17 protein-coding genes and 1 pseudogene are annotated in these 26,333 nt (G+C 53.5%); 10 read left to right on the forward strand and 8 right to left on the reverse strand.

What is annotated here, in order from left to right; genetic code table 11:
- Positions 1-3: 3 nt before the first annotated feature.
- On the reverse strand, positions 4-864 hold the full coding sequence (locus BG910_RS10385; RefSeq protein ID WP_089036774.1) for a DUF1853 family protein: 861 nt from the start codon (positions 862-864) through the stop codon (positions 4-6).
- A 79-nt stretch (positions 865-943) separates the two neighbouring features.
- Positions 944-1,753 (reverse strand): RNA methyltransferase, encoded by an 810-nt coding sequence (locus BG910_RS10390; RefSeq protein WP_089037237.1) that lies wholly within the window; start codon positions 1,751-1,753, stop codon positions 944-946.
- A 193-nt stretch (positions 1,754-1,946) separates the two neighbouring features.
- On the opposite strand from BG910_RS10390, the gene BG910_RS10395 reads away from it, so the two are divergent.
- The 9 genes from BG910_RS10395 to recG all read left to right on the forward strand — a co-directional run bounded on the left by BG910_RS10395 (position 1,947) and on the right by recG (position 16,677).
- Positions 1,947-2,732, forward strand: coding sequence for an inositol monophosphatase family protein (locus BG910_RS10395; protein ID WP_089036775.1), 786 nt, complete (start codon positions 1,947-1,949; stop codon positions 2,730-2,732).
- A 426-nt stretch (positions 2,733-3,158) separates the two neighbouring features.
- Positions 3,159-4,367, forward strand: a complete 1,209-nt coding sequence (locus tag BG910_RS10400) for a TolC family protein (protein WP_123805187.1) — start codon at positions 3,159-3,161, stop codon at positions 4,365-4,367.
- Between the two features lie 37 nt (positions 4,368-4,404).
- Entirely contained in the window at positions 4,405-6,609 is a 2,205-nt protein-coding gene (locus BG910_RS10405) for a type I secretion system permease/ATPase (protein ID WP_232462203.1), read from the forward strand.
- Between the two features lie 74 nt (positions 6,610-6,683).
- A complete protein-coding gene (locus BG910_RS10410) occupies positions 6,684-7,913 on the forward strand; it encodes an HlyD family type I secretion periplasmic adaptor subunit (protein ID WP_089037239.1) in 1,230 nt (409 codons plus the stop codon).
- 240 nt (positions 7,914-8,153) lie between these two features.
- Complete coding sequence (locus BG910_RS10415; protein WP_089036776.1) at positions 8,154-10,355, forward strand: LysM peptidoglycan-binding domain-containing protein; 2,202 nt, start codon at positions 8,154-8,156, stop codon at positions 10,353-10,355.
- A 139-nt stretch (positions 10,356-10,494) separates the two neighbouring features.
- A complete protein-coding gene (gene hpnC / locus BG910_RS10420) occupies positions 10,495-11,310 on the forward strand; it encodes a squalene synthase HpnC (protein WP_089036777.1) in 816 nt (271 codons plus the stop codon).
- A gap of 109 nt (positions 11,311-11,419) precedes the next feature.
- Entirely contained in the window at positions 11,420-12,289 is an 870-nt protein-coding gene (locus BG910_RS10425) for a BPSS1780 family membrane protein (RefSeq protein ID WP_089036778.1), read from the forward strand.
- 89 nt (positions 12,290-12,378) lie between these two features.
- Positions 12,379-14,391: an O-linked N-acetylglucosamine transferase, SPINDLY family protein gene (locus BG910_RS10430; RefSeq protein WP_089036779.1), complete on the forward strand. Its 2,013-nt coding sequence runs from the start codon at positions 12,379-12,381 to the stop codon at positions 14,389-14,391.
- Between the two features lie 246 nt (positions 14,392-14,637).
- Positions 14,638-16,677 (forward strand): ATP-dependent DNA helicase RecG, encoded by a 2,040-nt coding sequence (gene recG / locus BG910_RS10435; RefSeq protein ID WP_089037240.1) that lies wholly within the window; start codon positions 14,638-14,640, stop codon positions 16,675-16,677.
- 259 nt (positions 16,678-16,936) lie between these two features.
- Here recG and BG910_RS10440 read toward each other — a convergent pair whose 3' ends face one another.
- The 6 genes and pseudogenes from BG910_RS10440 to BG910_RS10475 form a co-directional block, all read right to left on the reverse strand.
- Positions 16,937-17,725, reverse strand: coding sequence for an ABC transporter ATP-binding protein (locus BG910_RS10440; protein ID WP_089036780.1), 789 nt, complete (start codon positions 17,723-17,725; stop codon positions 16,937-16,939).
- Between the two features lie 73 nt (positions 17,726-17,798).
- Positions 17,799-18,793, reverse strand: a pseudogene (locus tag BG910_RS10450) (FecCD family ABC transporter permease).
- Complete coding sequence (locus BG910_RS10455) at positions 18,790-19,818, reverse strand: FecCD family ABC transporter permease (protein WP_089036782.1); 1,029 nt, start codon at positions 19,816-19,818, stop codon at positions 18,790-18,792. The pseudogene BG910_RS10450 and the gene BG910_RS10455 overlap by 4 nt, the downstream one beginning before the upstream one ends.
- A gap of 293 nt (positions 19,819-20,111) precedes the next feature.
- The gene (locus tag BG910_RS10460) at positions 20,112-21,146 is read right to left on the reverse strand and encodes an iron-siderophore ABC transporter substrate-binding protein (RefSeq protein WP_089036783.1); all 1,035 of its coding nucleotides are present in this window, start codon (positions 21,144-21,146) and stop codon (positions 20,112-20,114) included.
- 290 nt (positions 21,147-21,436) lie between these two features.
- Complete coding sequence (locus tag BG910_RS10465) at positions 21,437-22,516, reverse strand: siderophore-interacting protein (protein WP_089036784.1); 1,080 nt, start codon at positions 22,514-22,516, stop codon at positions 21,437-21,439.
- 573 nt (positions 22,517-23,089) lie between these two features.
- Positions 23,090-25,228 carry a TonB-dependent siderophore receptor gene (locus BG910_RS10475; RefSeq protein WP_089036786.1) on the reverse strand — a complete coding sequence of 713 codons (2,139 nt, stop codon included), beginning with the start codon at positions 25,226-25,228 and terminating at the stop codon, positions 23,090-23,092.
- 198 nt (positions 25,229-25,426) lie between these two features.
- On the opposite strand from BG910_RS10475, the gene BG910_RS10480 reads away from it, so the two are divergent.
- Entirely contained in the window at positions 25,427-26,233 is an 807-nt protein-coding gene (locus BG910_RS10480; RefSeq protein ID WP_089036787.1) for a cation transporter, read from the forward strand.
- Positions 26,234-26,333: the final 100 nt, after the last annotated feature.

Below are 26,333 nucleotides of genomic sequence, written 5' to 3' on the forward strand. Positions count from 1 at the left end.
TTTTCAGACGGCCTCTGTTTTCATAATCCGCAAAACTTCGTGCCAAAAGCCGTCGGGGCGGTGTTCCAATACGGCGATGAGGCCGTCTGAAATCTGCGTAACGGCGTCGGTGGTCAGGGTTTCGGTTTCGCTGACGCGGGCGGGGGCGAGATAGTCCATGCGGCCGATTTTATAGAAACGGGCGTTCGGATTGTCAAACGGATATTCGCGCCAATCGGTCAGATACAGGCCGTGCCAGCCGTGGGGATTTAGCGGCGGTTCGGGTGCGGTGTTTGGCGGGAAAAAGCCGATGCCGCGTACGATGGAAGCGGGCTGTAGGTCGTCAAACTGCAAACCGTTGTTTTTCAAAGTTTTGAGGCCGTCTGAAAGTTTGAGCAACATCAGTTGTTGCGGCAGTTTGGCCCCTTTGTCGGCCATGCGGTCGCTGCGGTTGAGTCCGCACATATCGTCCAATCTGCCGTTTGCGCTGCCGTAATATTTGCAGGCCAGCTCGATGTGGTAGAGCTTGCCGTTGAGCGAGGCGACGAAATCGGCGGCGCCGAGGGTGAGGCCGTCTGAAACGACGGGGAGGTTGTGGGCGTACAGTTCGGCGTGCGGTGCGTGATTGAACCAAAACGCCAAAAGGTGTTCGGCATACAACCCCAAGCGGTGGGCAAACGGGGCGTGTTCGGCGAGGTAGTCGGCCAGCGGCTGCGGGTCGGCGTCTAAATCCAAAAGGTAGCGGAAACCGCGTTCGCCCAAAAGTTGGCGCACGCCCAATTCACAGCCGCTTGCCCACAAGGGCGGGGCGGTCAGCAGGGCGGCGAGGTCGCGCACGGGGCGGTCGGTGAGTTTCCACCAAAGGGCGTCGAGGGCGTAGTTCATAGGCGGTTTGGTTTTCAGACGGCCTCTTTGATTTTTGTAAGGGTATCGGCCTGATTGGTACACCGGGCCGTCTGAAAATTCAGTCTTTCAAATGCTGTTTGACGGTGCTGAAGAAGCCGCGCAGGATGTCGATGTCTTCGGTTTGGGGGTTGGCGCGGCCAAACAAGCTCTGCATCCGGCGCATGAGGCGTTCGCTGTTGCGCCGTCTGAAAAAGTCCACGTCGTTCATCAGGCTTTCCATGTGTTCGACCATGCCTCTGATTTGCGCGTGGGTGGCGGCGCGGTCTTCCTGCTGAAGATGGGTCATGGGGGTGTCGGTTTGGCTGAAGATTTCGTAGCAGACGACTTGCACGGCTTGGGCGAGGTTGAGCGAGAAGTAGTCGGGATTGCCGTTGATGGTCATCAGGCGGTTGCAGGCTTGGACTTCTTCGATGCTCAGGCCGAAGGTTTCGTTGCCGAAGACGAGGGCGACGGTTTCGCCGCGCTGCGCGGCCTGTAAAAGCTCGGGAACGAGTTGGCGCGGGGTTTGCAGCGGTACGGTGATTTCGCGGCGGCGGCTGGTGAGGGCGCAGCTGATTGTGGTGTCGGCAAGGGCTTCGTCGAGCGTCGAAGTGATTTCGGTGTGTTCCAAAACGTCGGCTGCGCCTGAGGCAAGGATGAAACTTTCTTCGGGCAGGGCAAACGCCTGCGGGTTTTGCGGGTCGAATGCGGGCGGGTTTCCGGTCATCGGGGTGGCGATGAGGTTGGGGGCGACGAGGATGAGTCTGGTCAGCCCCATCGTCTTCATGGCGCGCGCCGCCGAGCCGATGTTGGCGGGGTGGCTGGTGCGGGTCAAAATGACGCGGATGTTCTGTAAATAGTCGGGAAGATTGGGTTTGGAAAGGGTCATGTTTTGTTTCGGAACGGCAGTCAATCGGTTATAATGCGGCATCTGTTTTTTCAGACGGCCTGCGTGTTGCAGAGGCCGTCTGAAATGTCTTTGATAAAGTTCTTTAACAGCATTGGAAACGTGAAAACGTTGTGTGTTTGGCGCTGCATCCGTGCGGCGTCAGGCGGTATTGTACCCGATTAGGAAGAAAGCCATGAACCCGATTTTAAACACTGCTTTTAAGGCTGCGCGCAAGGCCGGCCAGATGATGATCCGCGCCGGCGGCAATTTGGATGCCGTCAAGGTGGACAGCAAGGCATTCAACGATTTTGTTTCCAATGTTGACCGCGAGTCGGAAATGATTTTGGTCGATGCGCTCAAAGAGGCTTATCCGCACCATAAAATCACTTGCGAGGAAAGCGGTTCGCACGGCAAGGCCAACGCCGAATACGAGTGGATTATCGATCCGCTCGACGGCACGACCAATTTCTTACACGGCCATCCCCAATACGCAATTTCTATGGCACTGCTGCACAAAGGTGTGTTGCAGGAAGCGCTGGTGTACGCGCCTGAGCGCAACGACCTTTATATGGCGTCGCGCGGTAAGGGCGCACTGTTGAACGACCGCCGTATCCGTGTTTCCGGCCGCATCGAGTTGAACCGCTGTCTGATTGGTACGGGTTTTCCTGTGGTCGATCAAAGCATGATGGACAAGTATTTGGAAATCTTGAAGGATTTTCTCTCAAAAACCGCAGGCGGTCGCAGAGAAGGTGCGGCTGCGCTGGATTTGTGCGCCGTGGCGGCAGGGCGTTTGGACGGATTTTTCGAGTTTAACCTCAAACCGTGGGACATCGCGGCAGGCGCGTTGATCGTGAAAGAAGCCGGCGGCATCGTCACCGATATGCAGGGCAATGAGGGCTGGCTGGAAAGCGGTAATGTGGTTGCGGGCAACCCGAAAGTGTTGGCGCAAATGTTGCAGATTATTGCGGCGCATCAGTAAATGCCGCAAAGGCCGTCTGAAAACGGAAGGTGGTTTTCAGACGGCCTTTGGTTTTTATTTGTTGGTATTCGTGCAACACATATTAACAAAAAGTGATTTGGTTTCTAACTTGTTGTAAATAAACAGGTATTTATACAGTTTTTAATGCAAATTATATGACGTTTGTTATGGTAACTAACGAGATAATGTAAAATTTTATCGCCTTTCGGTCGTTTATTCATACCGTTTGTCCCTGAAATGATGGAAAATGTTAAATAAAGTGGTATGCTGTCTTCATTAAGCAGTAGGCTGCTTTCTTTTCTGAATAAACCCGCAGACGGCCTTACACATTAACGGACAACACCTGTTGTAATCCCTATGTCAAATTCCCGATTCAGTAAAAAACCGTCCCGCTTGGGGCGCGGCTTTTTAATAAAAATTTCAGTCATGTCGGTCTGCTGTGCACTTTGCGTCCCAGCAGGAGCGTACGGCTTGAAAGACATTCTCAAAAAATCCATGGTTTCCGACCCCAATGTTTTGGAGGCGAAAGCCAACGAGGATTCGGCAAAAAGCGCCACCAAAGCTACCCGCGCAGGCCACTATCCCGTGCTGACGCTGACCGGCACGCAGGTTTTGGCGCAGAAAAACAAATATGAGAGTAACGACCTCGACGGCGGCCTCGGTGTGCGCGGCAGCTTGAACCTCTATTCTTGGGGCGGTATCCAGTCGGCCGTCCGCCGCGATAAAAGCAAAGAGGAATATTTCAAATACAAATATTTTGAAACCCAAGAGCAGCTTGGCAGCGAAATCGGCAAGCTGTATCTGGGCGCTTTGCGTGCAAAAGAAATGCTGCTGATTAATCAGAAAAGTCTGGTGCGCCATAATAATCTGTTGAAAGATTTGAATGTTATCGTCAAATACGACGGAGGCCGCCGTTCCGAGCTGATTGAAGCCCGTGCCCGCCAGCTTCAGGTGGAAACGGCAATTTCCCAACAACAGCGCACGATGGAATTGTATTTGAGCCGCTTGTCACGTTATACGGGAAAAAAATTAGTGGCGGCCGATTTGGAGGATCCGTTTGGCGGCGAGACGGCCGAATCATTGGTCAAGCGTTATAAAAATGCAGATAAGAACCTCAATCCGTCTTACCGCGCGCAAGTGGCCGAACAGCAGAGCGTTAAGGCCGAATTGGATGTTTCCAAAGCCCAACGACTGCCGTCGATCAATTTGGAAGGTACGGCAAGCCGCGATACCAAACAGGTTTACCTGAATATGGCTTGGAATGTTTTGGATATCGCCGCGCGCAATAATGTTCAGAAAAACGCTCATGCGCTGGTTGCGGCGGAATCGAAGTCGGAGCAGATTCTGCGCGATGTCAGCGAAAAAGCGCAAACCGCCGAAATCGATATGCAGCAGAGCAAGCAGCGGGCGGAAATTACTTCCCGCCATATTGCCGCGCAAAAAGATGTCGTCAAAACCTACGAGTTGCAGTTCAAAATCGCCCGCCGCACGCTGACTGACGTTTTAGGTGCCTATAACGAGCTCGCGGGAATCGAGCAGGAAAATGTTGCCGCACATAACGATTTCCGCGACGCGGCTTTGCAGTATTTGGTTACGCAGTCTCAAATGGCAAATTGGGCTGGTGTAAAACAATAACTTTAGAAAATTCAATCTCATTACGCGAATTAACATCATGAAAGCTATTATCGAACATATCGCGCTGGTTACCCGTCTGCTTGGGGCGCCTGTGTCTGAAGCTGCGCTGTCGGCAGAAGTGGTGCGGGATAAAAAACTGAACATCAATTACCATTCGCTGACGGAAGTTTTGCGCAGCCACGGTTTTGAAAACACGCTCTCAAAACGGAAGCTGGAAGACATTCCTTCGCTGGCTGTGCCGGTTTTGGCGGTTTTACACAGCGAAGAAGCGCTGGTAATTACCAAGATCGAGGGTTCAGGCAAAGACCGGAAATACCATGTCGTTCAGGCAGATGGCTTGGAGCAGGTGCTCGATTACGAACAGCTTTCCATTCTTTATTTGGGATTTTGCTGGTTTATCAAACCGAAAATGGTTTCGGACAACCGTTCCGAGCTGCCGGAATATCATTTACCGAAAGCATGGTTTTGGAAGGTGATTTGGCGTTTCCGCGGCTATTATTATCAGGTTATTTTGGCGACGTTCATTATCAACTTCTTGGCTTTGGTCAGCTCGCTGTATGTGATGAATGTGTATGACCGTGTGATTCCGAACCAAGCCTACGAAACGCTGTGGGTATTGAGCATCGGTGTGGTGCTGGCGGTTTTGTTTGAGTTTGCGGCCAAAATGATTCGCGGCCATTTGACAGATATTGCCGGTAAGAAAGCTGACCTGATTATCAGCTCGGCGCTGTTCCGCCGCGTGATGGCATTGCGGTTGGCTGATCGTCCGGCATCTTCCGGCTCGTATGCCAACAATCTGCGCGAGTTTGAATCAGTGCGTGAATTTATGACCAGCGCCAGTTTGCTGACTTTGGTCGATTTGCCGTTTTTGCTGCTGTTTATTACCGTTATCGGCATTGTGGGCGGTAAGCTGGCATTGGTGCCGCTCACCATTATTCCCATCGTCGTCATTATCGGCTTGTTGGTTCAGCGCCCGCTTTCCCGCTATATCAACGAATCCATGAAGGAAAGTTCGCAACGTTCCGGCTTGGCGGTCGAAGCCATCGAGGGTATCGAAACGCTGAAAACCAATAATGCAACTTCGTGGGCACAGCAGCGCTGGGACGAATACACCGCGAAAACTTCAGCGTCCTCTATTAAAGTCAAAGATACCAGCAACTTGATGGTTAACTTTGCCGTTGCCATGCAGCAGTTAAATACCGTTTTCTTGGTTGTGGTCGGTACTTATCTGATTCACGCAGAAAATCCCACAGACCGGATTACCATGGGTGCGCTGATTGCTTCCGTTATCCTGTCCGGTCGCGCATTGGCGCCGTTGGCTCAGATTGCAGGTTTGGCAACTCGCTTCCAGCAGGCTAAGTTGGCATTGCGCGGTGTGAACGACATCGTATCGCGCCCGATTGAGCGCAACCCGGAGCGCAAATACATTACACTGGATAATGTGCAGGGTGCGATTACGTTTGAAAACGTATCGTTCAAATATCAGGCCGACAGCAATGCTGCCGTCAGCGATTTGCGCATTACCATCAATCCGGGAGAAAAAGTCGGTATCTTAGGACGTATCGGCAGCGGTAAAAGTACCATGCTGAAACTGGCAAGCGGTTTGTATGATACGGAAAAAGGCAATGTCACCTTAGACGGCGTGGACATGCGCCAGCTTGATCCGAATTTCCTGCGCAACCAAGTGGTTTTGTTAAGCCAGTCTCCGCGGCTGTTTTTGGGAACATTGCGTGAAAACATGGATTTGGCGCGTGCCGACGGTTACTCGACCGATCAGGATTTACTGGTTGCATTGAAGCGTTTCGGCTTGGATAAAATTATCCGCAGCCACCCGCGCGGTTTGGATATGCCGTTGGGCGAAGACGGATTAGGCTTGTCCGGCGGTCAGAAACAGATTATTGCGTTGGCGCGCATGACCTTGCGTCACCCGAAAGTTGTATTGTTGGACGAACCGACTACCAGCTTGGATCAGGCAACCGAGCGCATGGCTTTGAATTCCATTGCGCAATGGGGTAAAGACCGTACGATGATTTTGGTAACGCACCGTCCGCAGGTATTGCAAATCGTCAACCGCATTATTGTGATGGATAACGGCAAAGTTGTGATGGACGGCCCGCGCGATTTGGTTTTGCAGAACTTGATGCAGAATGAGCAAAACAGAGCCAAGCCGGCCGGCGGAAGTGCAACCGTCCGCAATCAAAATGCCAATGTGCAGGTCGGCGGCGCGCAGGCAGCTAATTAATACGGATTAGAAATAATAAACGGCCGTCCGTTTTTCAGACGGCCTCAAACCAAAACCTTTTGGGGTTCATCATTATGAGTAGTGAAAACAACGTAAAATCAAAAGACCTGCATCTAATTAATGACTTGAATGCAGCGTTGCAAAAAGAAAAGCACAGCGGGCAATTTTGGGTCATTATTCTGTTTTTCGTTTTTTTGGTCGTCTTTGTTATTTGGGCATACAACAGCCCGATTGAAGAAGTGACCCGAGGAAACGGTAATGTGATTCCGAGTAGTCGCGAACAAGTCGTACAAAGCCTTGACCCCGGTATCATTACCGAAATTTTGGTTAAAGAGGGTGATATCGTTGAAAAAGGCCAAATTCTTTTGAAATTGGACGATACCCGCAGTTCGGCTATTTTGCGTGAAAGTGAGGCCAAAGTTCAAAATTTGGAGGCAATGATCGCCCGCTTGAAAGCGGAATCTTACGGAACCGTTCTTTCTTTCCCTGCAAACGTCAGCAAAGATTTACGCCAACGCGAACAGGCCGCTTTTGATGCCCGCCGCCGCGCCGTAACGGATGCCGTTCGCAGCTTACAGTTGAGTAAGGAAACTTTGGATAAGGAAATTGCAATTACAGCGCCAATGGTAGCCCAAGGTGTTGTTTCCGAAGTTGAATTACTGCGTATGCGCCGCGAATCAAGCGAATTGACCCTGCAAATTGCCGAACGTAAAAACCGCTATATGGCAGATGCCAATAACGAATTGGTGCAGGCGGAATCGGAATTGGCACAAGCAAAAGAAAATATGGCAATGCGCGCCGACCCTGTGGATCGCGCCTTGATCCGTGCCCCTATGCGCGGCATCGTAAAAGATATTCAAATCAACACGGTTGGTGGTGTGGTCAATGTCGGCCAGGACATTATGCAGATTGTGCCTCTGGACGATAAATTATTGGTCGAGGCTTATATCCGTCCGCAAGACGTTGCTTTCTTAAGACCGGGCTTGCCGGCAGTTGTGAAAATCAGCGCCTATGATTACGCTATTTACGGCGGTTTAGACGGTAAGGTAACCTTAATCAGTCCTGATACGGTCAGCAATTCTATGCAGAACCGTACCAACGATTTGAAACTTGATCCGAATCAAGTTTATTACCGGATTTTGGTGCAAACCGACAGCAACAGCCTGAAGGATAAAAACGGTAAACCGATGCCGATTATTCCGGGTATGGTCGCAACAGTTGACGTGAAAACTGGTGAAAAAACCGTTTTCCAATATCTCATTAAGCCGATTACACGCATGAAACAGGCAATGAGCGAACGCTGATGTTTTAAAGTAAAGCAGGCCGTCTGAAAAAAAGCAGTTTTCAGACGGCCTGCATGTTTTAGGAAAGTCGTTTGTTTGCAATTATGCAATGAAAAGATTTGCTTTCAGCCGCTTGCCGGAGCGGGTGTCAAGACAACAGCTTAAGTAAATAAACCATAATAAACTTGACGTTAACATCATCAGATATTAACATTTAGGTGAAAAATCTCCCCTATTCAACTACTTAATTATTTCTTTATCATGGCAAAACTGAAGACCATCGCTCTGACCGTTTCAGGTCTCTCCGCAATCTCTGGCGCTGCCCATGCGCAAAATTCAAATGCGACCCCGAATCAAATCGGTATGTCTATGATGCGCCTTAATTCTGCATTGCTTGATCAGGCTAAATCCCAAGTATTCGGTTCGGGCAGCTTATGGGCAAATCTGCGCAAAGATTTCCGTATCGGCGAAGTTAATGCAGAGCTGGTTCGCCGCCATGAAAGCAAATTCAGTGCCAACAGCGCGTATTTTGACCGCACAATCAACCGCAGTAAGCCCTATATGTATCATATTGCGAATGAGGTGAAAAAACGCAATATGCCGGCTGAAATTGCCTTGCTGCCGTTTATTGAAAGCGCGTTTGTAACTAAAGCCAAATCCCATGTGGGTGCCTCCGGTTTGTGGCAGTTTATGCCGTCTACCGGTCGCCATTACGGCTTGGAAAAAAGCGCTTTATACGACGGACGTCATGATGTTTATGCGGCAACCGACGCTGCTTTGAATTATCTGCAATATCTGCACGGTATGTTTGGCGACTGGTCTTTGGCGCTTGCTGCCTATAACTGGGGTGAAGGTAACGTCGGTCGTGCTGTTAACCGTGCGCGTGCGCAAGGATTGGAACCGACTTACGAAAATCTGCGGATGCCTGATGAAACGCGGAATTATGTGCCCAAACTTTTGGCTGTCCGTAATATTGTATCCAGCCCGCAGTCATTTGGTATGCATATCAGTGACATCGGCAACCGCCCGTATTTTAAAGCTGTTAGCGTTGACAGGCCGATTGATAACAGCGTCATTGCACGTTTGGCCAATATCAGTGAGAGTGAGTTTTTGGCCCTGAATCCTGCATTTAATGCGCCTGTTTTTATTCCTAAAAATAATCGCAAGCTGTTGCTGCCTGCTGATTCGGTTGCTACATTTGAGAAAAATTACCGCTCGGCAAATCCTGATTCCTTATTGTCTTGGGATGTCTATAAATCTTATGGTAATACCGGTTTGAATACAGTTGCTTCAGAAACGAATATGAGTGTTTCTGAAATCAAACGCTTGAATGGTATCAGCAGTAATACGCTTTCCGCAGGCCGTAATATTTTGGTATCGAAAAACAGTATTCCTGCCGGTTCGGTTGCGCAAAATGCAGCTAATGTTTCTGATATCTCCTATACCCCTGATTCCTATCGCGCAAGCAAACCTGAGTATGCGCCTGTTCAGGTGGCTAAGGCCGTAAAAGTTGATGCGGCAAAACAATTTGTTAAAGTTGATATACCTGTGGTTGCTGAGGTTTCCCCACGATTTGTTGCGCCGGTTGATTTTATCAACCGCACCAAATCAGCTGCTACGGTTACAGTTCAAGCTGATGCCCAAGCCAAATCGGCGCAGGTTGCTTCTGCTTCACCTGCCGTTGTGTCAACGGTTGTTGAAGCACCTGTGTCAGAGATTGCAAAGGCCGAGACGGAGTCCAAGCCTATCAGTCTTGCTTCCAGCTTAGTTAAAAATGATGCCAAACCTGCTTCGGCTGTCGCAACAACTGTAAATGCTGCACCGGTTCAGTCTGCACAAAACAGCCAAGCTGTCACTACGGTGGCGGTAAGCGAACCTTTGCCTCTGCCGACCAAAGTTGATCACGGAGGAAATGTGGCTGAGACGGCTGAAGACTCCTTGATGGCTTTGGTTGAGAAATCTTCCGTCCGCTTTGATGACGGCGCTGCGCAGACTGCAAATCAGCAAGTCGCTGTAGCAAGTGAGGCAGCTGCGCAAGCTCGTACGGTGCGGATTGCTGAAAACCGTGTGAAACAGCAAAAACGCTTGAATAGCCGACTCGCGCGCGCAGGCGGGCAGTCTGGCGGTAGCGAACAGGTTGCATCAGGTATGCACCGAGTGGCAGATGGCGATACATTGTTCAATATTTCCAAGCGTTATAATTTAAGCGTTGCGGATTTGATTACTGCCAACAATATTAAAGGCAACAATATCCGTAAAGGCCAGCTGCTCAAAGTCAGCGCTTCTGCGCCGAATAAAGCTAAGCAAAGCAATATCCGCAATGTTTCTTACACAGTGCGCAAAGGTGATACTTTGAATACGATTTCCAGCCGTTTTAATGTGGATATTAACGATATCCGCCGTTGGAATCGGAATACCCGTACAGTCAATCCAGGTCAGCGCTTGAAACTGATGGGTAGTTGATTTAAAAGAGGCATCGGCAAGACGGTGCCTCTTTCATATTTGGAAACGCAAAAATCTGAGATGAATTTTTGAAACAGTGGGGGAGGGTAATGCTGTCTGAAAATCAAAACTCAGGCTGTTTGCGTATGAGAAAAACAGTATGTCTGTAAACCACTATGAAAATTTTCCGGTCGGATCGCTGGCAATGCCGCGCCGCCTCCGTAAACCGGTGCACGCCATTTATGCATTTGCGCGCACCGCAGATGACACTGCGGATGAGGGTAATGCTGAAGATGCAGAACGTCTGCAAGGATTGGATCATTTAGAAAACGAATTGGATTTGATTCGTAACGGGAAAAAGCCGGAAACCCCGCTGATGCAGCGTTTGCAGAATGAAGCAATCCGGCCGTTTTCGCTGCCGCTTGAGCCGTTTTACGATTTGCTTTCCGCATTTCATCAAGACGTGGTCAAAAAGCGTTATCAGAATTTCGGCGAGCTGGTGGATTACTGCCGCCGTTCGGCGAATCCCGTCGGCAGAATAATGCTCCATCTTTACGGTGAGACCGACCCCGTAAGTATTGCGCAAAGCGACGGTATCTGCACAGCTTTGCAACTGATTAATTTTTGGCAGGACGTAGCTGTAGATTGGCAGAAAGACCGCGTTTATATCCCGCAGGACGATTTGACGAGATTTAATGTCAGCGAAGCGCAAATTTCCGGCGGACAGGCGGATTTTGCGTTTCAACGACTGATGGCATACGAGTGCGAACGCGCATTTCAGATGCTTAAAGGCGGCTCGCCGTTGGGTAAAACGCTCAAAGGCCGTATCGGCTTCGAGCTGCGTATGATTATTGTCGGCGGACAATTGATTCTGCAAAAACTCGACGGCTGTAAATACAATGTTTTCGAACAACGTCCTGTTTTAGATAAGAAAGACTGGCTGATTATCGTCAAACGGGCATTATTAAAAAAATAAACATCGGTTTTTCCGGTAGCGACAGAGACCCCGTCTTTGACAGATTATCCTCATATCTGTTTAAATGAATCAGCTTTTTCCGAGACTTATTATTTGTAAAGGAGTAATTATGGATCAATCCGGGATTCAGAACACCATCGAAAATGAAGCAAAAAATGCTCCGCAGCTTCTGAGTGAGCCGCGCCGCGTCTCTGCGGGTAAAGGGCTCAGTTGGGTGACTCAGGCCATGCTTCTGTTTTCACGGCGCAAAGGGATGTGGTTGTGGATGACTTTTGTGATGATACTGATTTCCATGCTGTTGCAGATAATTCCCTTTATAGGTGGGATTGTCAGCGGCATGATGACTTTTCTGTTTATCGGCGGTTATATTTTTTCCTGCGATGCGCTGGCAGAGGGTGGCAGTCTGAAATTCGGCTATATTTTTTCGGGATTTAAACATAAAAGTATGGAACTGCTGGTCCTGACCTTAATCAGCGGCGCTATTTCTATTTTGGTACTGACTGTGGTAGTCGTTTCGGCGTTGGCAGTCAGCCCGGAGCTGTCTGCCGTATCGTCCGGCGATGCAGCGGCAATGGGGCAGTATTCCGGCAAAATCATACTTTGGAGTTTGCTGGCCTTTCTTCTGTTGCTCCCGAACGGCATGATGGTATGGTTCGCCCCGGCGTTGATTACGCTGAATGACATTCGTCCGTTGACGGCTATGAAAATGAGCTTTAAAGCCTGTTTGCGCAACATTCCCGCTTTTTTAATCAATATACTGGTGTGGATTGTTATCTGCGGCATCGGCGGCGTTATTATTGGCCTGCTGGCGGCAGGTCCTGCCGTAGGTAGTAGCGGGGGCGGAGAGGCTTCGGTATTTCTTATTTTATTGGTTATTCCGCTTTATCTGCTGGTTTTTTTGATGGTTTATACTTGGGTAATGCTTACCTATTACACTTCATACCGCAGCGTTTGGACAGATCCGCCGCTGGCTAAGTAATATTGAAACAACGGGCCGTCTGAAAAATGGTTAGCGAATTTTCAGACGGCCTTTCCTTAAATATAATAAGACAATAGGGAAAACTTCTTATGAAAACACAAAACAGAATTCCGCTTAAAAAACATCCCGCCAAACCCGACCTGCGCAGCGGTTTTGCCGAAGCCTCGGCGGCCTATTCGCGCGGGGATTTTCAGACGGCCTCAAAGCTGGCCGAACGGCTGCTCGCGCATTATCCCAAGCAGGAGGACCTGCTCAACCTCAAAGCCGCCGTTTTTGCGCAAACGGGGCAGACGGAAGCTGCGGTGGCGGTTTGGATGCGGATTCCCGAAAACAGGCGCAGCCATTCGGTGTGGAGCAATTTGGGCAACGCCTGCCACAAGCTCAAGCGTTTTGACGAGGCCGAACGGCATTTGCGCCGTTCGCTCGCACTCAAAGCCGATGCCGCCGACATTTGGCAGAATCTTGCTTCGGTGCTGTTTGAAGCAGATAAAAAAGACGAAGCCAAACAAGTGTTTGACGAAGTTTTGAAGCGCGAGCCCAATCACGCCGCCGCGCTCGAATATGCGGCGATGCTGCGGTTTAACAGCGGCGATTACGCGGGTGCGGATATTTATCAGAAACGGCTGCTGGCCTTGCAGCCCGAGCGTTTCAAAATCTGGCTCGACAACGCGTGGGCACACCGCCGTCTGAAAAACTATGCCGAATCCGAACGCAGCTACCGCAAAGCGCTTGCGCTGCAAGACGACGTGTACGACGCATGGGTCGGCCTCTCTAAAATGCTGCATTTCCAACGCCGTTACGAAGAAGCCTGCGGCGCATTGGACCGCGCGCTCAAGCTGCGTCCCGACAGCATCGAAGCACAAAGCGATTTGGTGCTCAACCGCCTCTATATCGTCAACCGCGCCGCCGAAGTGGCCGCCGACAGCTTCCGTTTGGGCGATTTGTACATCGCGCAGGCGGTTGACGCAGGCCGCCCGAGCGCCATGCCGTCTGAAAAAACGACAGCCAAACTGCGCATCGGGCTGGTGTCTTCCGATCTGCGCCGCCACCCCGTCGGTATGTTTGCCAAAGGGCTGCTGCTTTCCGAAGCCGCGCTGCAGTTTGAATGGGCGGCCTACCACAACTCGCCGATTTACGACGAACTCAGCCAAGAAATCCGCCCCGCGTTTCAAATCTGGCGCGACATCAAAGACTTATCCGACGAAGAAGCCGTCCGCCAAATCCGTTCAGACGGCATCGACATCCTCATCGACCTCAACGGTCACACCGCCGGCGCGCGCATGGGCATCTTCGCCGCGCAGGCCGCGCCCTTGCAGATTTCCTGGCTCGGCTATTTCGCCACCACCGGCCTGCCGACCGTTCAGGCCGTGTTGGCCGACGACTGGTGCGTCCCCGAACCGGAAGAACAATGGTTCCGCGAAAAAGTGTACCGCCTGCCGCACACGCGCCTGTGTATGGCGCCGCCGAAAACCGATATTCCCGTCAACGGCTTACCCGCGTTAACAAACGGCTACATCACCTTCGGCTGTTTCCAAAACCTCACCAAACTCAACGACAATGTTTTAAAAACCTGGGCGGCCGTGGCGAAAAAATTCCCGAGCGCGCATTGGCGTTTCCAATCCGCGCGGCTGGAAAACGGCAGCACCGAGCAAACCGAATTCGAGCAGCGGCTGCTGGCCGCCGGATTTTCAGACGGTACCCTGCATTTCCACGGTCACAGCGGTTCCGAACAATATTACGCCGCCCATCACGAAGTCGATTTAATCTTGGATACCTTCCCGTTTCCCGGCGGCACCACCACCACCGACGCCCTGTGGATGGGCGTTCCCACCCTTACCCTCGCCCTCGAGGGCATGCTCGGGCGGCAGGGGCAGCAGCTCATGTCGGCCTCAGGCTATCCCGAATGGGTCGCACACCGCTTGGAAGATTACCTGACGCAGGCGTTTTACTGGGCGGATAAAGCGCATTGGGCAGAACTCGCCGCCGTCCGCCAAACCATGCGCGCGCAGGCCGCGCAAAGCCCTGTTTACGATACCGAACAGTTTGCGCGGGATTGGTGTGAAACGGTGAAACAGGTTTGGCGGGATTTTCAGACGGCCTGAAACGGTCGGGGCCGTCTGAAAAGTGTGAAGTTCCGCAAACACCGCAGGGTGGGTGTAAACCCACCATTTTCATGCCGTCTGAAACGGAAAATGTCTATTTGAAGTTTTCAAATTATGGTGGTTTACACCCACCCGCGCAGGCTGAAGGCCGTCTGAAAACGGTTGCCGAATCCGGCCGAAACACCAATCGCCCTTTGCTATAATCCCGAACTCTCCCCCTCCGGAAAAAATACCGCCGAAACCGCCATGCTGCCCGTTTACCAAAAGCTCTTGAAAGTGACCGAAACCGCTGCGAAAAAGCTGGAAAAGCTCAATCTCAACACGCCGTGGGACGTGGTTTTGCACCTGCCTTTGCGCTACGAAGACGAAACCCACATCATGCCGATTGCCGATGCTCCGGTCGGCGTGCCGTGTCAGGTGGAGGGAACCGTAACTCATCAGGAAGTGATGTTCAAACCGCGCAAGCAGTTGGTGGTGCAGATTGCCGACGGTTCGGGCAGCGTGCTGCACCTGCGCTTTATCCATTTCTACGCCAGTCATCAGAAGCAGATGGCGGTGGGCAAACGCATCCGCGCGGTGGGTGAAATCAAGCACGGTTTTCACGGCGACGAGATGATCCACCCGAAAATCCGCGATGCGGACAATACCGGTTTGGCCGAAAGCCTCACGCCCGTTTACCCGACCGTGAACGGCCTGAACCAGCCGACTTTGCGCCGCATCGTTCAGACGGCCTTGGATACCGTGCCGCTGCACGATACGCTGCCCGACGAATTGTTAGGCCGTCTGAACCTGCCGCACTTGGCCGAAAGCCTGCGCCTGCTGCATTCGCCGCCGCCGAGTTTCACCATCCACCAGCTTTCAGACGGCACTCTCCCTGCGTGGCAGCGGCTGAAATTCGACGAACTTTTGGCGCAGCAGCTTTCCATGCGGCTGGCGCGGCAGAAGCGTGTAAACGGCAGTGCCAACCCATTGAGCGGTAACGGAAAACTGTCCGACAAATTATTAAACGCGCTGCCGTTCGCGCTTACCGCCGCGCAGCAGCGTGTGCTCGCCGAAATCCGCACCGACATGGCGCAAACCCACCCTATGCACCGCCTGCTGCAAGGCGATGTCGGCAGCGGCAAAACCATCGTCGCCGCGCTTGCCGCGCTCACCGCCGTCGAAGCGGGCTGCCAAGCGGCGGTGATGGCGCCCACCGAAATTCTGGCCGAACAGCATTACGCCAAGTTCAAACAATGGTTCGAGCCGCTCGGCCTGGCCGTGGCGTGGCTTTCCGGCAGCCAGCGCAAAAAAGAAAAAGAAACCAACAAAGCCGCCGTTTCAGACGGCCTCGCGCCCATCGCCGTCGGCACGCATGCGCTGTTTCAAGACGACGTCGCTTTCCAAAACCTCGGCCTCGTGATTGTCGATGAGCAGCACCGCTTCGGCGTGGCGCAGCGTTTGGCCTTGAAAAACAAAGGGCAGGACGTGCATCAGCTCATGATGTCGGCCACGCCCATTCCGCGCACGCTGGCGATGAGCTTTTTCGCCGACCTCGACGTTTCCGTTATCGACGAACTGCCGCCCAACCGCACCCCCATCAAAACCCGCCTCGTCAACAGCCTGCGCCGCGCCGAAGTCGAAGGCTTCGTGTTGAACACCTGCCGCAAAGGCCGGCAGGCCTATTGGGTTTGCCCGCTGATTGAAGAAAGCGAAACCCTGCAACTGCAAACCGCCACCGAAACCCTGCAGACGCTTCAGACGGCCTTGCCCGAACTCGCCATCGGTCTTGTCCACGGCCGCATGAAGCCGTCTGAAAAAGCCGAAGTCATGGCCGACTTCAGTGCAGGCCGTCTGAATGTTTTGGTCGCCACCACCGTCATCGAAGTCGGCGTGGACGTACCCAACGCCAGCCTGATGGTCATCGAACACGCCGAACGCATGGGCTTGGCACAACTGCACCAACTGCGCGGCCGTGTCGGACGCGGAGCCGCCGCCAGCCATTGCGTTTTGCTGTTTGCCGAACCCTTGAGCGAACCCGCAAAAGCCCGCCTCAAAGTCATCTACGAACACACCGACGGCTTCGAAATCGCCCGCCAAGACCTCAATATCCGCGGCCCCGGCGAATTCCTCGGCGCCCGCCAAAGCGGCGTGCCCATGCTGCGTTTTGCCAATCTCGAGGAAGATCTGCACCTCTTGGAACAAGCCCGCGAAATCGCGCCCAAGCTGATTGAAGAGCGGCCGGATATTGTGGAGAAACATTTGGACAGGTGGCTGGGCAGCAGGGAAGGGTATTTGGGAGTCTAGGCCGTCTGAAAAATGCGGCAGGTGGGAAATTTGATGAAAAATTGAGGCCGTCTGAAATCATGGGGTTTCAGACGGCCTTTTTCGATTTTCTGCAAACGCCAAAAGGGGGCGGCACTGAGACCTTTCCAAAAAACTGAAATCTTCCGGAAACGTTTGCAGGGGAGGGTTTCGCATCCGTTTGAAGGTCTGCAGTTCTGAAATATTAAATATTTTCAATATCCTGAAAATTTTCGGGTAGGGCAGTCAGCGCGGTTTTCTTCTACACCTCATGCGCATCGCTGCCGATGGGGACGCACATCGGCGTGTGATAAACGGGGTCTTGGATGATTTGGTTTTTCAGGCCGAACACGGTTTCTACATTTTCGGCGGTAATCACCTCTTGCGGCGCGCCTTGCGCCAGCAGTTTGCCGTTTTTTAAAGAGATGATGCAGTCGGCGTAGCGGGCGGCGAGGTTGAGGTCGTGCAACACCATCACGATGGTTTTGTTTTGTTTGCGGTTGAGGTTTTTGAGCAAATCCAGCAGTTCGATTTGGTAGTTCAGGTCGAGATAGGTGGTGGGTTCGTCGAGAAAAAGATAGGGGGTATCTTGGGCAAGCGCCATGGCGATCCATGCGCGCTGGCGTTGTCCGCCCGATAAGTTGTCGAGCAGATTGTCGGCGAGGTGGTCGGTTTGGGTGAGCCGCATGGCGCGCTGCACCTGTTTTTCGTCTTCGTCTGTCCAGCGCGAAACCAGGCTGTGATAGGGATAACGCCCGTAGCGGACAAGTTGGGCGACGCTGATGTTTTCTGCGGCGGACGAGGTTTGCGCGAGCATGGCAAGCTGTTGCGCAAGGGCTTTGCCGGGGTAGCGGTACACGTTTTTGCTGTGCAGCAGGATTTCGCCGTGCTTGGGCGGAAGCTGCCCGGCGACGGCTTTGAGCAGGGTGGATTTTCCGCAGCCGTTTGCGCCGATGAATACGGTAATCTGCTGCTCGGGCAGGGTGAAGCTGATGTCGTTGATGATGGTTTTGTCTTGGTAGGACAGGGTCAGATTTTGAATTTGGAACATGGCGGGTTTTGGAAAAATGTTGGGATTGGGGTTGGATTTCAGGCTGCTTCAATCATTTCAGGCCGTCTGAAAACTATTTTCGCTCGCTGAAAATCAGATACAGCAGGTAAAGCCCGCCGACGCCGGCGGTAAACACGCCCACGGGCAGGGCGGACTGCATGGGCAGGAAACGGGCGAGCAGGTCGGAAAACAGCAGCAGCGATGCGCCGACCAGCGCGGTCGGCAATATCAGCGGGCGGCTGCTTTTGAAAATTTTGCGGGTAAGGTGCGGCGCGGCAAGGGCGATAAAGGCAATCGGCCCGGCGGCAACGACGGCGGCGGTGGCGAGTATGGTGGCGGCGAGCAAACCCCAAAACGATATTTTTTTAACGGAACGCCGAGAAAAGCCGCGGCGGCAGGGCTGACCTGCATCACCGCAAACGGGCGGCCGAGCAGGGCAAGCGCGGTGGCGCACACGGGCAGCGTTGTCCACACAACCGCCACTTCGCCCCAGCCGCGCTGCGCCAAGCTGCCGCTCAACCACACGCTGATTAAATAGGCATCTTCCTGCCGCACGCCCGTGAGCACGAATTGCACGGCGGCCATGGCCAGCGCATTGACCGCCAAGCCGCCGATGACGATTTCCAGGCTGAATCTGTTGCGCGTGCCGTTGCCCAGCAATACCAAAACCAGCGTGGCAACCGCGCCGATCAGCGCGCCCAGCGTCACAGGCAGCGTGTTCACCCACACAAGGCTCACGGCAACCGCACCCAAACTTGCACCCGCATTGATGCCGATAATATCGGGGCTGCCCAACGGGTTGCGGCTCAACAGTTGGAAAAAGCAGCCTGAAACCGCCAAAGCCGCCCCCACGCCCGCGGCAACCAGCGCGCGCGGCAGCCAAAGCTGCCAAAACAGAAAATGCGGCACTCCGGTTTCGTCGGCAAACAGGCTGCCCGCGTGCGGCAACAGGTTCTGATGTTTGCCCACGGTGGCGGAAACCAGCAGCAGCACGGCAAACAGTACGGAAAAACACAGCGTCAGCAGCCGCGTGCGCGGGTTGGGAAGAAAAAAACCGTCCTGCTTCATGATTGTCCTTTCGCACCGCGCATCACCATAATGTAAAGTATCGGCGCACCCAGCAAAGCCGTCATGATGCCTGTGGCGATTTCGTCGGGTGCAAGCACCAAGCGCGCGAGAATATCGGCAAGCAGCAGCAGACTGCCGCCCGACAGCAAACCGGCGGGAAGCAGAAAGCGGTAGTCGTTGCCCGTCCAACGGCGCGACAGATGCGCGGCGGCCAATCCGACAAAACCAATCGGGCCGGCCAGCGCAACCGATGCGGCTGACAATACCGCCACGGCAATCAGCACAAGGCTTTGTATGGCCACAACATTTGCGCCGAGCGAGCGGGCAACGTGTTTGTCCAACGCGATGATGTTGACAAATTTACCCAGCGCCAAGCCCAGCAGCGCGGCGGGAATGAAAAACGGCAGGAATTTGGTCAAATCGGCAAAGCCCACGCCGCCGAACGAGCCGCTTGCCCAAAAGCGCAGAAAATCGAAAGTGCGGATGTTTACCTGCGATACCGCGTTCACAAACGCGCCCAAGCAGGCGGATACGGATGCGCCCGCCAAAATCAGCCGCGAATGGTTTTCCGCCCTGCCCGTGAGGCCGAGCAGGCAAACCAGCAGAGCAGTCAGCAGCGCGCCGCCGATCGCCGGCCAATAGGACGAAACGGCAGCCGCGGCGGGGAAAAACGCCGTCAAGACAATCGCCGCCGCCGCGCCTGTGTTGATGCCGAGCAGGCCCGAGTCGCCCAAAGGATTGCGCGTCAGCCCCTGCATCAAAGCGCCCGCCAGCCCCAACGCGCCGCCGCAAAGCCATGCGGCCAGCGTGCGCGGAATGCGGTGGGCGATGACCAGATCGGCGTAGGATTGGCCGGGGCGGGTAAAGTATTGCCATACGTCTGCGAGGGTTAAAGGCTTGCTGCCCCACGCCAGTCCGAGCATCAGGGACAGCAAGGTAGCGGCGAGCAATAGGGATAGGATGAAGAGTTGTTTTTTCATGATGTGGTATGAAATGGTTTTCAGACGGCCTTTGTAAAAAATCAAAACAGCCGTCTGACGCTCCAGCTACGCTCCAGCTACGCTCCAGCTACGCTCCAGCTACGCTCCAGCTACGCTCAGCGCAGGCACTTTCACGGACGTCATTCCCGCGCAGGCGGGAATCTGTGTTTGATTTTCTGAAATTTATTTTTTAAACAAAATGTTGCCTGTCTTTCACCGTGGATTCCCGCCTGCGCGGGAATGACGGATTTAAGCGTTTCAGACGGCCTTCAAGCAGTCTTCAGTTGTTTCAAAGTTTTTCAGACGGCCTGTGGCATTTGAGGCCGTCTGAAAAGCATCTACCTGCCTACTTTTGCCAGCGCATCCAGCAGCATCGGTAAAAACCGCTGCAAGCCCCAGTTGAGCGCAAGCGGGGTGCCTTGATACATGGCGGTGGCCAGCGCTTTGTCGGTAAACGCGATATACGAGCCGCGCTTCACGGCGGGAATGCCGGCGAAAATCGGGTGGTTTAGGGTTTGATCGCGTTCCTGTTCGGTGTTGAACCATGTAATCAAAAGATCAACATCGTTGAGCCGGTCGGCGTTTTCCATGCCCAGCGTACTGGTGAAGCTGCCGGGCCGCATGGGCAGTTGCTGCACAAACGGGGCGAGTCGGAAGCCCATGTCGGTAAAAGCGTCTACGCGCGTGTCGCCTTCGCGGTAAACCGAGAGCGCGGATTGGCGGGCGTTGCCGTAAATATAGGCGAAGTTATAGCGTTGGAACTGAGGATATTTCTGTTTGATTCGGGCTTGGTGTCCGGCGATTTTTTGACGCAGCGCGGCGGCTTCGGCGGGTTTGCCCAGCGCAGCGGCGGTGAGGGTGATGATTTCGTCTATCGTCGTGAGCCACGGGCGGTCGGGATAGGCGACGACAGGGGCGATGGCGGATAGTTGGCGGTACAGCGGGGCATCTATGCCCGATTGGGGCGCGAGTATCACATCGGGGCGCAGGGTGATAAGTTTTTCCACATCGGGCTCGGGATACATATTGATAAACTCGGGCAGCTTTTGCCCTGATTGTTCAACGGCTTGGCGGTACCATTCCAAATAACCGTCTTTGTCGCCGCCCCAAAAACTGCTTTCTATGGCCAGCGGAATCACGCCGAGTTCGTAGGCGATGTCGACGGTTTCCACGCCCAAAATAATGATGCGTTGCGGTTGGCGGACGATGGCGGTTGTGCCGAGCGCGTGGCGGATCTGCACGGGAAACGCCTGTCCTGATTGGGGGTGGTAAACGTGCAAACGGCTTTTGCGCGCGCCGTCGGGCAGGCAGCCGGAAAGCAGCAGGGCGGTTGCGGATAGGGCGGTTTGGCAGAATTGTCGGCGGCTGAGCATGATGGTTGTGTGCGGTTTGGGCGGTTTGAAAACAGATAAAGCGGGTTTCTGCGAAGCGGGGGTTTTCAGACGGTCTGAGACCGTTGTAAAAATCGGAATGGCCGTCCGACACTTTCACGGGCGTCATTCCCGCGCAGGCGGGAATCCACGGTCAAAAGCAAGCAATATATTGTTTTGAAATAAGTTTCAGAGAACAAAACGCGGATTCCCGCCTGCGCGGGAATGACGTCGGTTAAAAAATTGACTATTTCAGACGGCATCCGGCGGACGTTTTTTATTTTTGCAAAGGTTTAGGCCTTTCCGTCTTCCCAGCGCCAATAGCCTTTAATCTTGGCCTGTTTGCCCGTTAAGCCGAACTGCTGTTTCAGATGCCGGCGCACGGTGTTGGCATCGCCGGCTTCCAATGCGCCCCATGCGGTTTCAACCGTTTGGCCGATGTTTTTCAGGTTGTCGGTAACGGCGGCGGCAACGTCGTCTGCCGCGCTGATGCGGATGAGCGTGGTGCGTTCGGGCAGCAGGCTGTCGGGCAGATAGGCTTGGTCGTCAGGGTGTTGCGTAATGCTGATAACAATGGGTGGAACGGGGTTCTGCCAGTTTTCCAGCAGGGCGGCAACGGTGGGCAGCGCGGTTTCGTCGCCAATCAGCAGGGCTTGTCCTGCGGCGAGGTGGGCGGTTTGCTCGCGGTACTCCGCGCTGCTGCGGACGGTGTCGCCGATTTTGATGTTCCGCGCCCATTGGCTGCCTGCGGTGTCGCCGTGCAGAAAAACGTCTACCAGCGCGATGTCTTCAAGCGCTTGTGTTTCCGAAGATTTTTCGACACGGCGCAAGGTGTAGTAACGCTTGCCCTGATAAAAGGTATTCAGGATTTTCTGCCGCCGGTGGGCGTTGGTGTGGCGCAGCAGCCGCATCACGATGCGGTGGAACAGGTGTTTGAGGTTTTTCAGACGGCCCTTGTCGGGCGATACGGCGTGCAGCGTAAAATACCACGCCAGCCCCACTTCGTTTGCGGGAATGGGTGATTGGCTTTTCAGCGTGAGCCGCTGCATATTGGGCGAAACGCGCTCGCTGCCCAACACGGTGAAATAGCGGAAATCGCCGCCGTCTATCAACGCGCCCTGTTGCACGCGGGCATAGAAAATCAGGTAATGCACCTGCTCGCGGGTATCGGCATCGCGCAGCAGAAAGGGAAGAAAGCGGCTTTGGTTTCCGGCAAGCAGGGTCAAGCCGTCGGCGTGGACGGTTTGGATTTGCGCCTGCGAAATTTTCGGGGATACAAAGGTGCGGGCAAGATTCAGCACGCCGTCTGCGTGGCTGTCGTTCAGATGCGCGGCGATTTCTTGGGCGGTTTCGGGGTCGGGATGCGGGGTCATTTTTTGGGTAATGGGGTTTCAAATATTTGGCATCTATACAACAATTTTGCTAAAACACGCGTCTTGCCGCGTACCATGCTTGGAGTTTGTGCTTTGTGGTTAGCATTTGTGTAGCGGCAAAGATGCGCCTAATCGCAGCGGGCGACTTACTTTTCTTTGCTTCGCCAAAGAAAAGTAAGCAAAAGAAAGGCGACTGCGGTTGCAGGTTTGGCTACGCCAAACTTCCCTCGTTCCACACGATTTTTCGGGCGGACAAAAAACTCGCGACTTCGTCGCTCAAACAGTTTTGTCCTTTTTCCCCGAAAAATCGTGTTCCACTCGGCTGTGCCAGCAGCTTAGGGTGTATTGTGGCAAAGGTTGGTGTTGAATTAACGGTTTTAGGTTTCAGGCTGCCTTTGAATATGTAATAAACAGAGTTATAGCAATCCATAAAAATAAATCAAAATAAAAATCTGCGTAGGTCGGGCATCCTTGCCCGACCTACTACGAATTTAGGATACTTTTATGGATTGGTATTACAAGTTTTTCAGGCTGCCTTTCATACCCAAAAGGCAGCCTGAAAACCATCAGCCGTCAAAACTCATACTTAAGCGAAGCCTTCACCGAGCGCCCGTCCCAATAGTTGACTTGGCTGCTGCCGAACATATTGTAGGGGCGTTTGTCAAACAGGTTGTGCGCGTTTACTTGCAGCGAGAGTTGGTCGTTGACGCGGTAGCGCGCCATCAAATCCGCAATCGCGAATTTTTTACGGGTTACTTTGTCGTTGCCCACGGAGACAAAGCTGCTGCCGTACCAGTTTACGCCGCCGCCTACGGTCAGGCCTTTCAGCGTGCCGCCGAAGTCGTAAGTGGTAAACAGTTTGAACGTCTGTTTGGGAATGTGGTTGTTCAGGTTTTCGCCTTTGCTGTTTTTGGCGCGCGCCAGCGCGTAACCTGCGGAAACGTGCCAATTCGGGGTGATGTTGCCCGTAACGTCCAATTCAAAACCTTTAGACACCGTGCCTTTTTCCGCGTGATACGCGTCCGCCAGCGGATTGTTGCGCACTTTCACGCCGTCTTTTACCGCCAGATTATCCTGCTCGATGCGGAACACGCTCAGTTGGCCGGTCAGGCGCTCGTCCATGAAGCGGCTTTTCAAACCGATTTCGTAGTTTTTGCCTTTAACAGGGTCAAGATAATTTCCGTTAACATCTTGATGTTCCTGCGGTTTGAAAATATCGGTGTAGCCGGCGTACAGGCTGTGGTTGGGCGTAACGTCGAATGTTGCGCCCGCATAAGGCAGCCACACGCTGCCCGAGCGGAATTTGGATGCCGCGCCGTAATACAGGCGGTCGCGCTTGGCATTGGCAAAACGCGTGCCCAAAACGACTTTAAAGCGGTCGTGCAGATTAAGCTGCGTGGCGGCGAATGCGCCGACTTCTTTGGCGGTCGAATCATATTGCTGCTTCATGCCGCCCCAATTCGGCTCGGGGTAGGCATTGAAATTGCGGATGTCGGTATCGGCCTGAAATGTTGTGCCGTCTGCCGCATCGGCGGTATAAGCGCTGCGTGTGTAGCTCAAACCCGCCACCAGCTTGTGTTTGCGCCCGAGCAGCGGATATGCGCCGTTTAAGTTCGCGCCCAAACTGCCTTGTTTGGAAACCACTTCGAATTTGCCCGGCCACACGCCTGTTAAGGTGTTGCCGTCCACTTTGCCCGATGCGTAAAACAGCTCGGAATCAGATGTGTTGCGCGCGTAATTGCCGTTCAGTTCCACATTCCAATCATTGTTGAACTTGTATTTCCAGTTGGTAAAGACTTCGCTGCCCTTACTGTCCCAATACGACCAATCGGGCGCGGAATTGGTTTTCTTATTCCAATCAATGATTTTGTTGTTTGCGTCTGCAATCGGCAGACCGCCCCACAGCAGGGCTTTTTGGCGGTTGATGCCGTGTTTCAAACCGAAAGACATGCTGGCTTTGTCGGTCAGATCCGCGTCCAACACGCCGTACAGCGTGGTTTGTCCCACCTTTTCGCGGTCAAACGTGGTTTTGTTGTCGCCGTGGCTGATGACAAAGCGCGAGCGCACCGAGCCGTCGCTGTTGAGCGGCTGGCTGTGGTCGATTGTGGCGGTGTAACCCCACGGATATTGCAAACCGCCTTCCAAAACGGTGCGGCGCGTTTTGCTGTCGGCGTGTTTGCGGATCAGGTTTACCCGAGCAGACGGCTCGCCCGAACCCGTGGTCAGCCCCGTTGCCCCGCGCACCACTTCCACACGGTCGTAAACCGCCATATTGTTCAGCTGTTCGCCCGCAATCCATTGGTTGTCAAACACCACGTTTGCGCCGTCCACCTGATAGCGGTCGATGGCGAAACCGCGCGAGAAAATATAATTGCGCCCGCGGTCAATCGCCTGTACGGTGATGCCGTTGGTGTTTTGCAGCGTATCGCGCAGCGTTTCGGATTTTTGGTCGTCCATTTTTTGCCGTGTTACCGTAATTGTGGATTGCGGCGTTTCTTTTTCAGAAAGGGTCATGCCCGTGGCGGTTTTACCGCGCGTATGGATGTATCCGCCGCGCACTTCGCTGCTGACGGGCGCATCGAGGCGCTGCCCGATGACGTTGACGGTAGGCAGGTTTTGCGATTGCACGGCGGCAACATCATCTTCGGCATAGCCGGACATGGCCGCTGAAACAGCAACAGCGATAAAGGTCAGCTTGAATGGGGTTTTCATGGGTTTACATTTGTGTGGAAATAATCGAGGCCAAGCATAATATAGAATTATCTCTATTTGAGCAAATAAAAATCATTTCTATTTATTTTAAATTGGCTGATGCGGACATTTTTGTAAGAGAGTATCCTTTCCGATTTATTGTGCAAACGACGCTGTTGATTGATACCTATCAGGCCGTCTGAAAATACAGGAGAAACCATGTACAAAACCCGTTTCAAAATCGCCAAAATGGACTGCCCCTCGGAAGAGCGGCTGATACGGATGCGACTCGACGGTGTGGCGGGCGTGCGTCGGCTGGCGTTTGACATCGCCGCGCGCGAGATGACGGCGTTTCACGAATGCGAACCCGAAGCCGTGTTCGCCGCGCTGGCACCGCTGAATTTCGACAGCAGCATCATTGCCGTGGAAAAAACAGCGGATGGGAGCACTGATGCAGATAGGGCGGGCGGCGCGGGCACGGAGAAAAGACTGCTGCGGCAGGTTTTGGCAGTCAATTTCGCGTTTTTCCTGATAGAAGGCAGTGCCGGCTTGTGGGCGGACTCGATGGGATTGGCTGCCGACAGTCTCGATATGCTCGCCGACAGTTTCGTTTACCTGCTCGCGCTCACGGCGGCCGGGGCGGGCGCACTGTATAAAAAACGCGTGGCGCTGGCGGCGGGCGTTTTTCAGACGGCCTTGGCGCTGATCGGTTTGTCCGAAACGCTGCGCCGCTTCCTCGGCCTCGACGCCACGCCCGATTTCCGCATGATGATTGCCGTTTCCCTGTTTGCGTTGTGCGCCAATGCGTGGTGTCTGCATCTGCTGAACAAAAGCCAAAGCCGCGAAAGCCATATCCGCGCCAGCATGATTTTTACGTCTAACGATGTTTTGGTGAACCTGGGCGTCATCGCCGCCGGCGTGCTGACGCTTGGCACCTCGTCGCGCTATCCCGACCTGATTGTCGGTGCAGTGGTATTTGCGCTCGTATCGGCGGGAGCGTGGCGGATTATCAGGCTGGCGAAGTGAAGGCCGTCTGAAATCGGCTGTACACGGCAACCGGTTTTTCAGACGGCCTTTTACGATTCTCTGCAAACGCAAAAAAACCTGCATTTTCCAATGCAGGTTT

Source organism: Neisseria chenwenguii (assembly GCF_002216145.1).
Taxonomy (GTDB): Bacteria; Pseudomonadota; Gammaproteobacteria; order Burkholderiales; family Neisseriaceae; genus Neisseria; species Neisseria chenwenguii.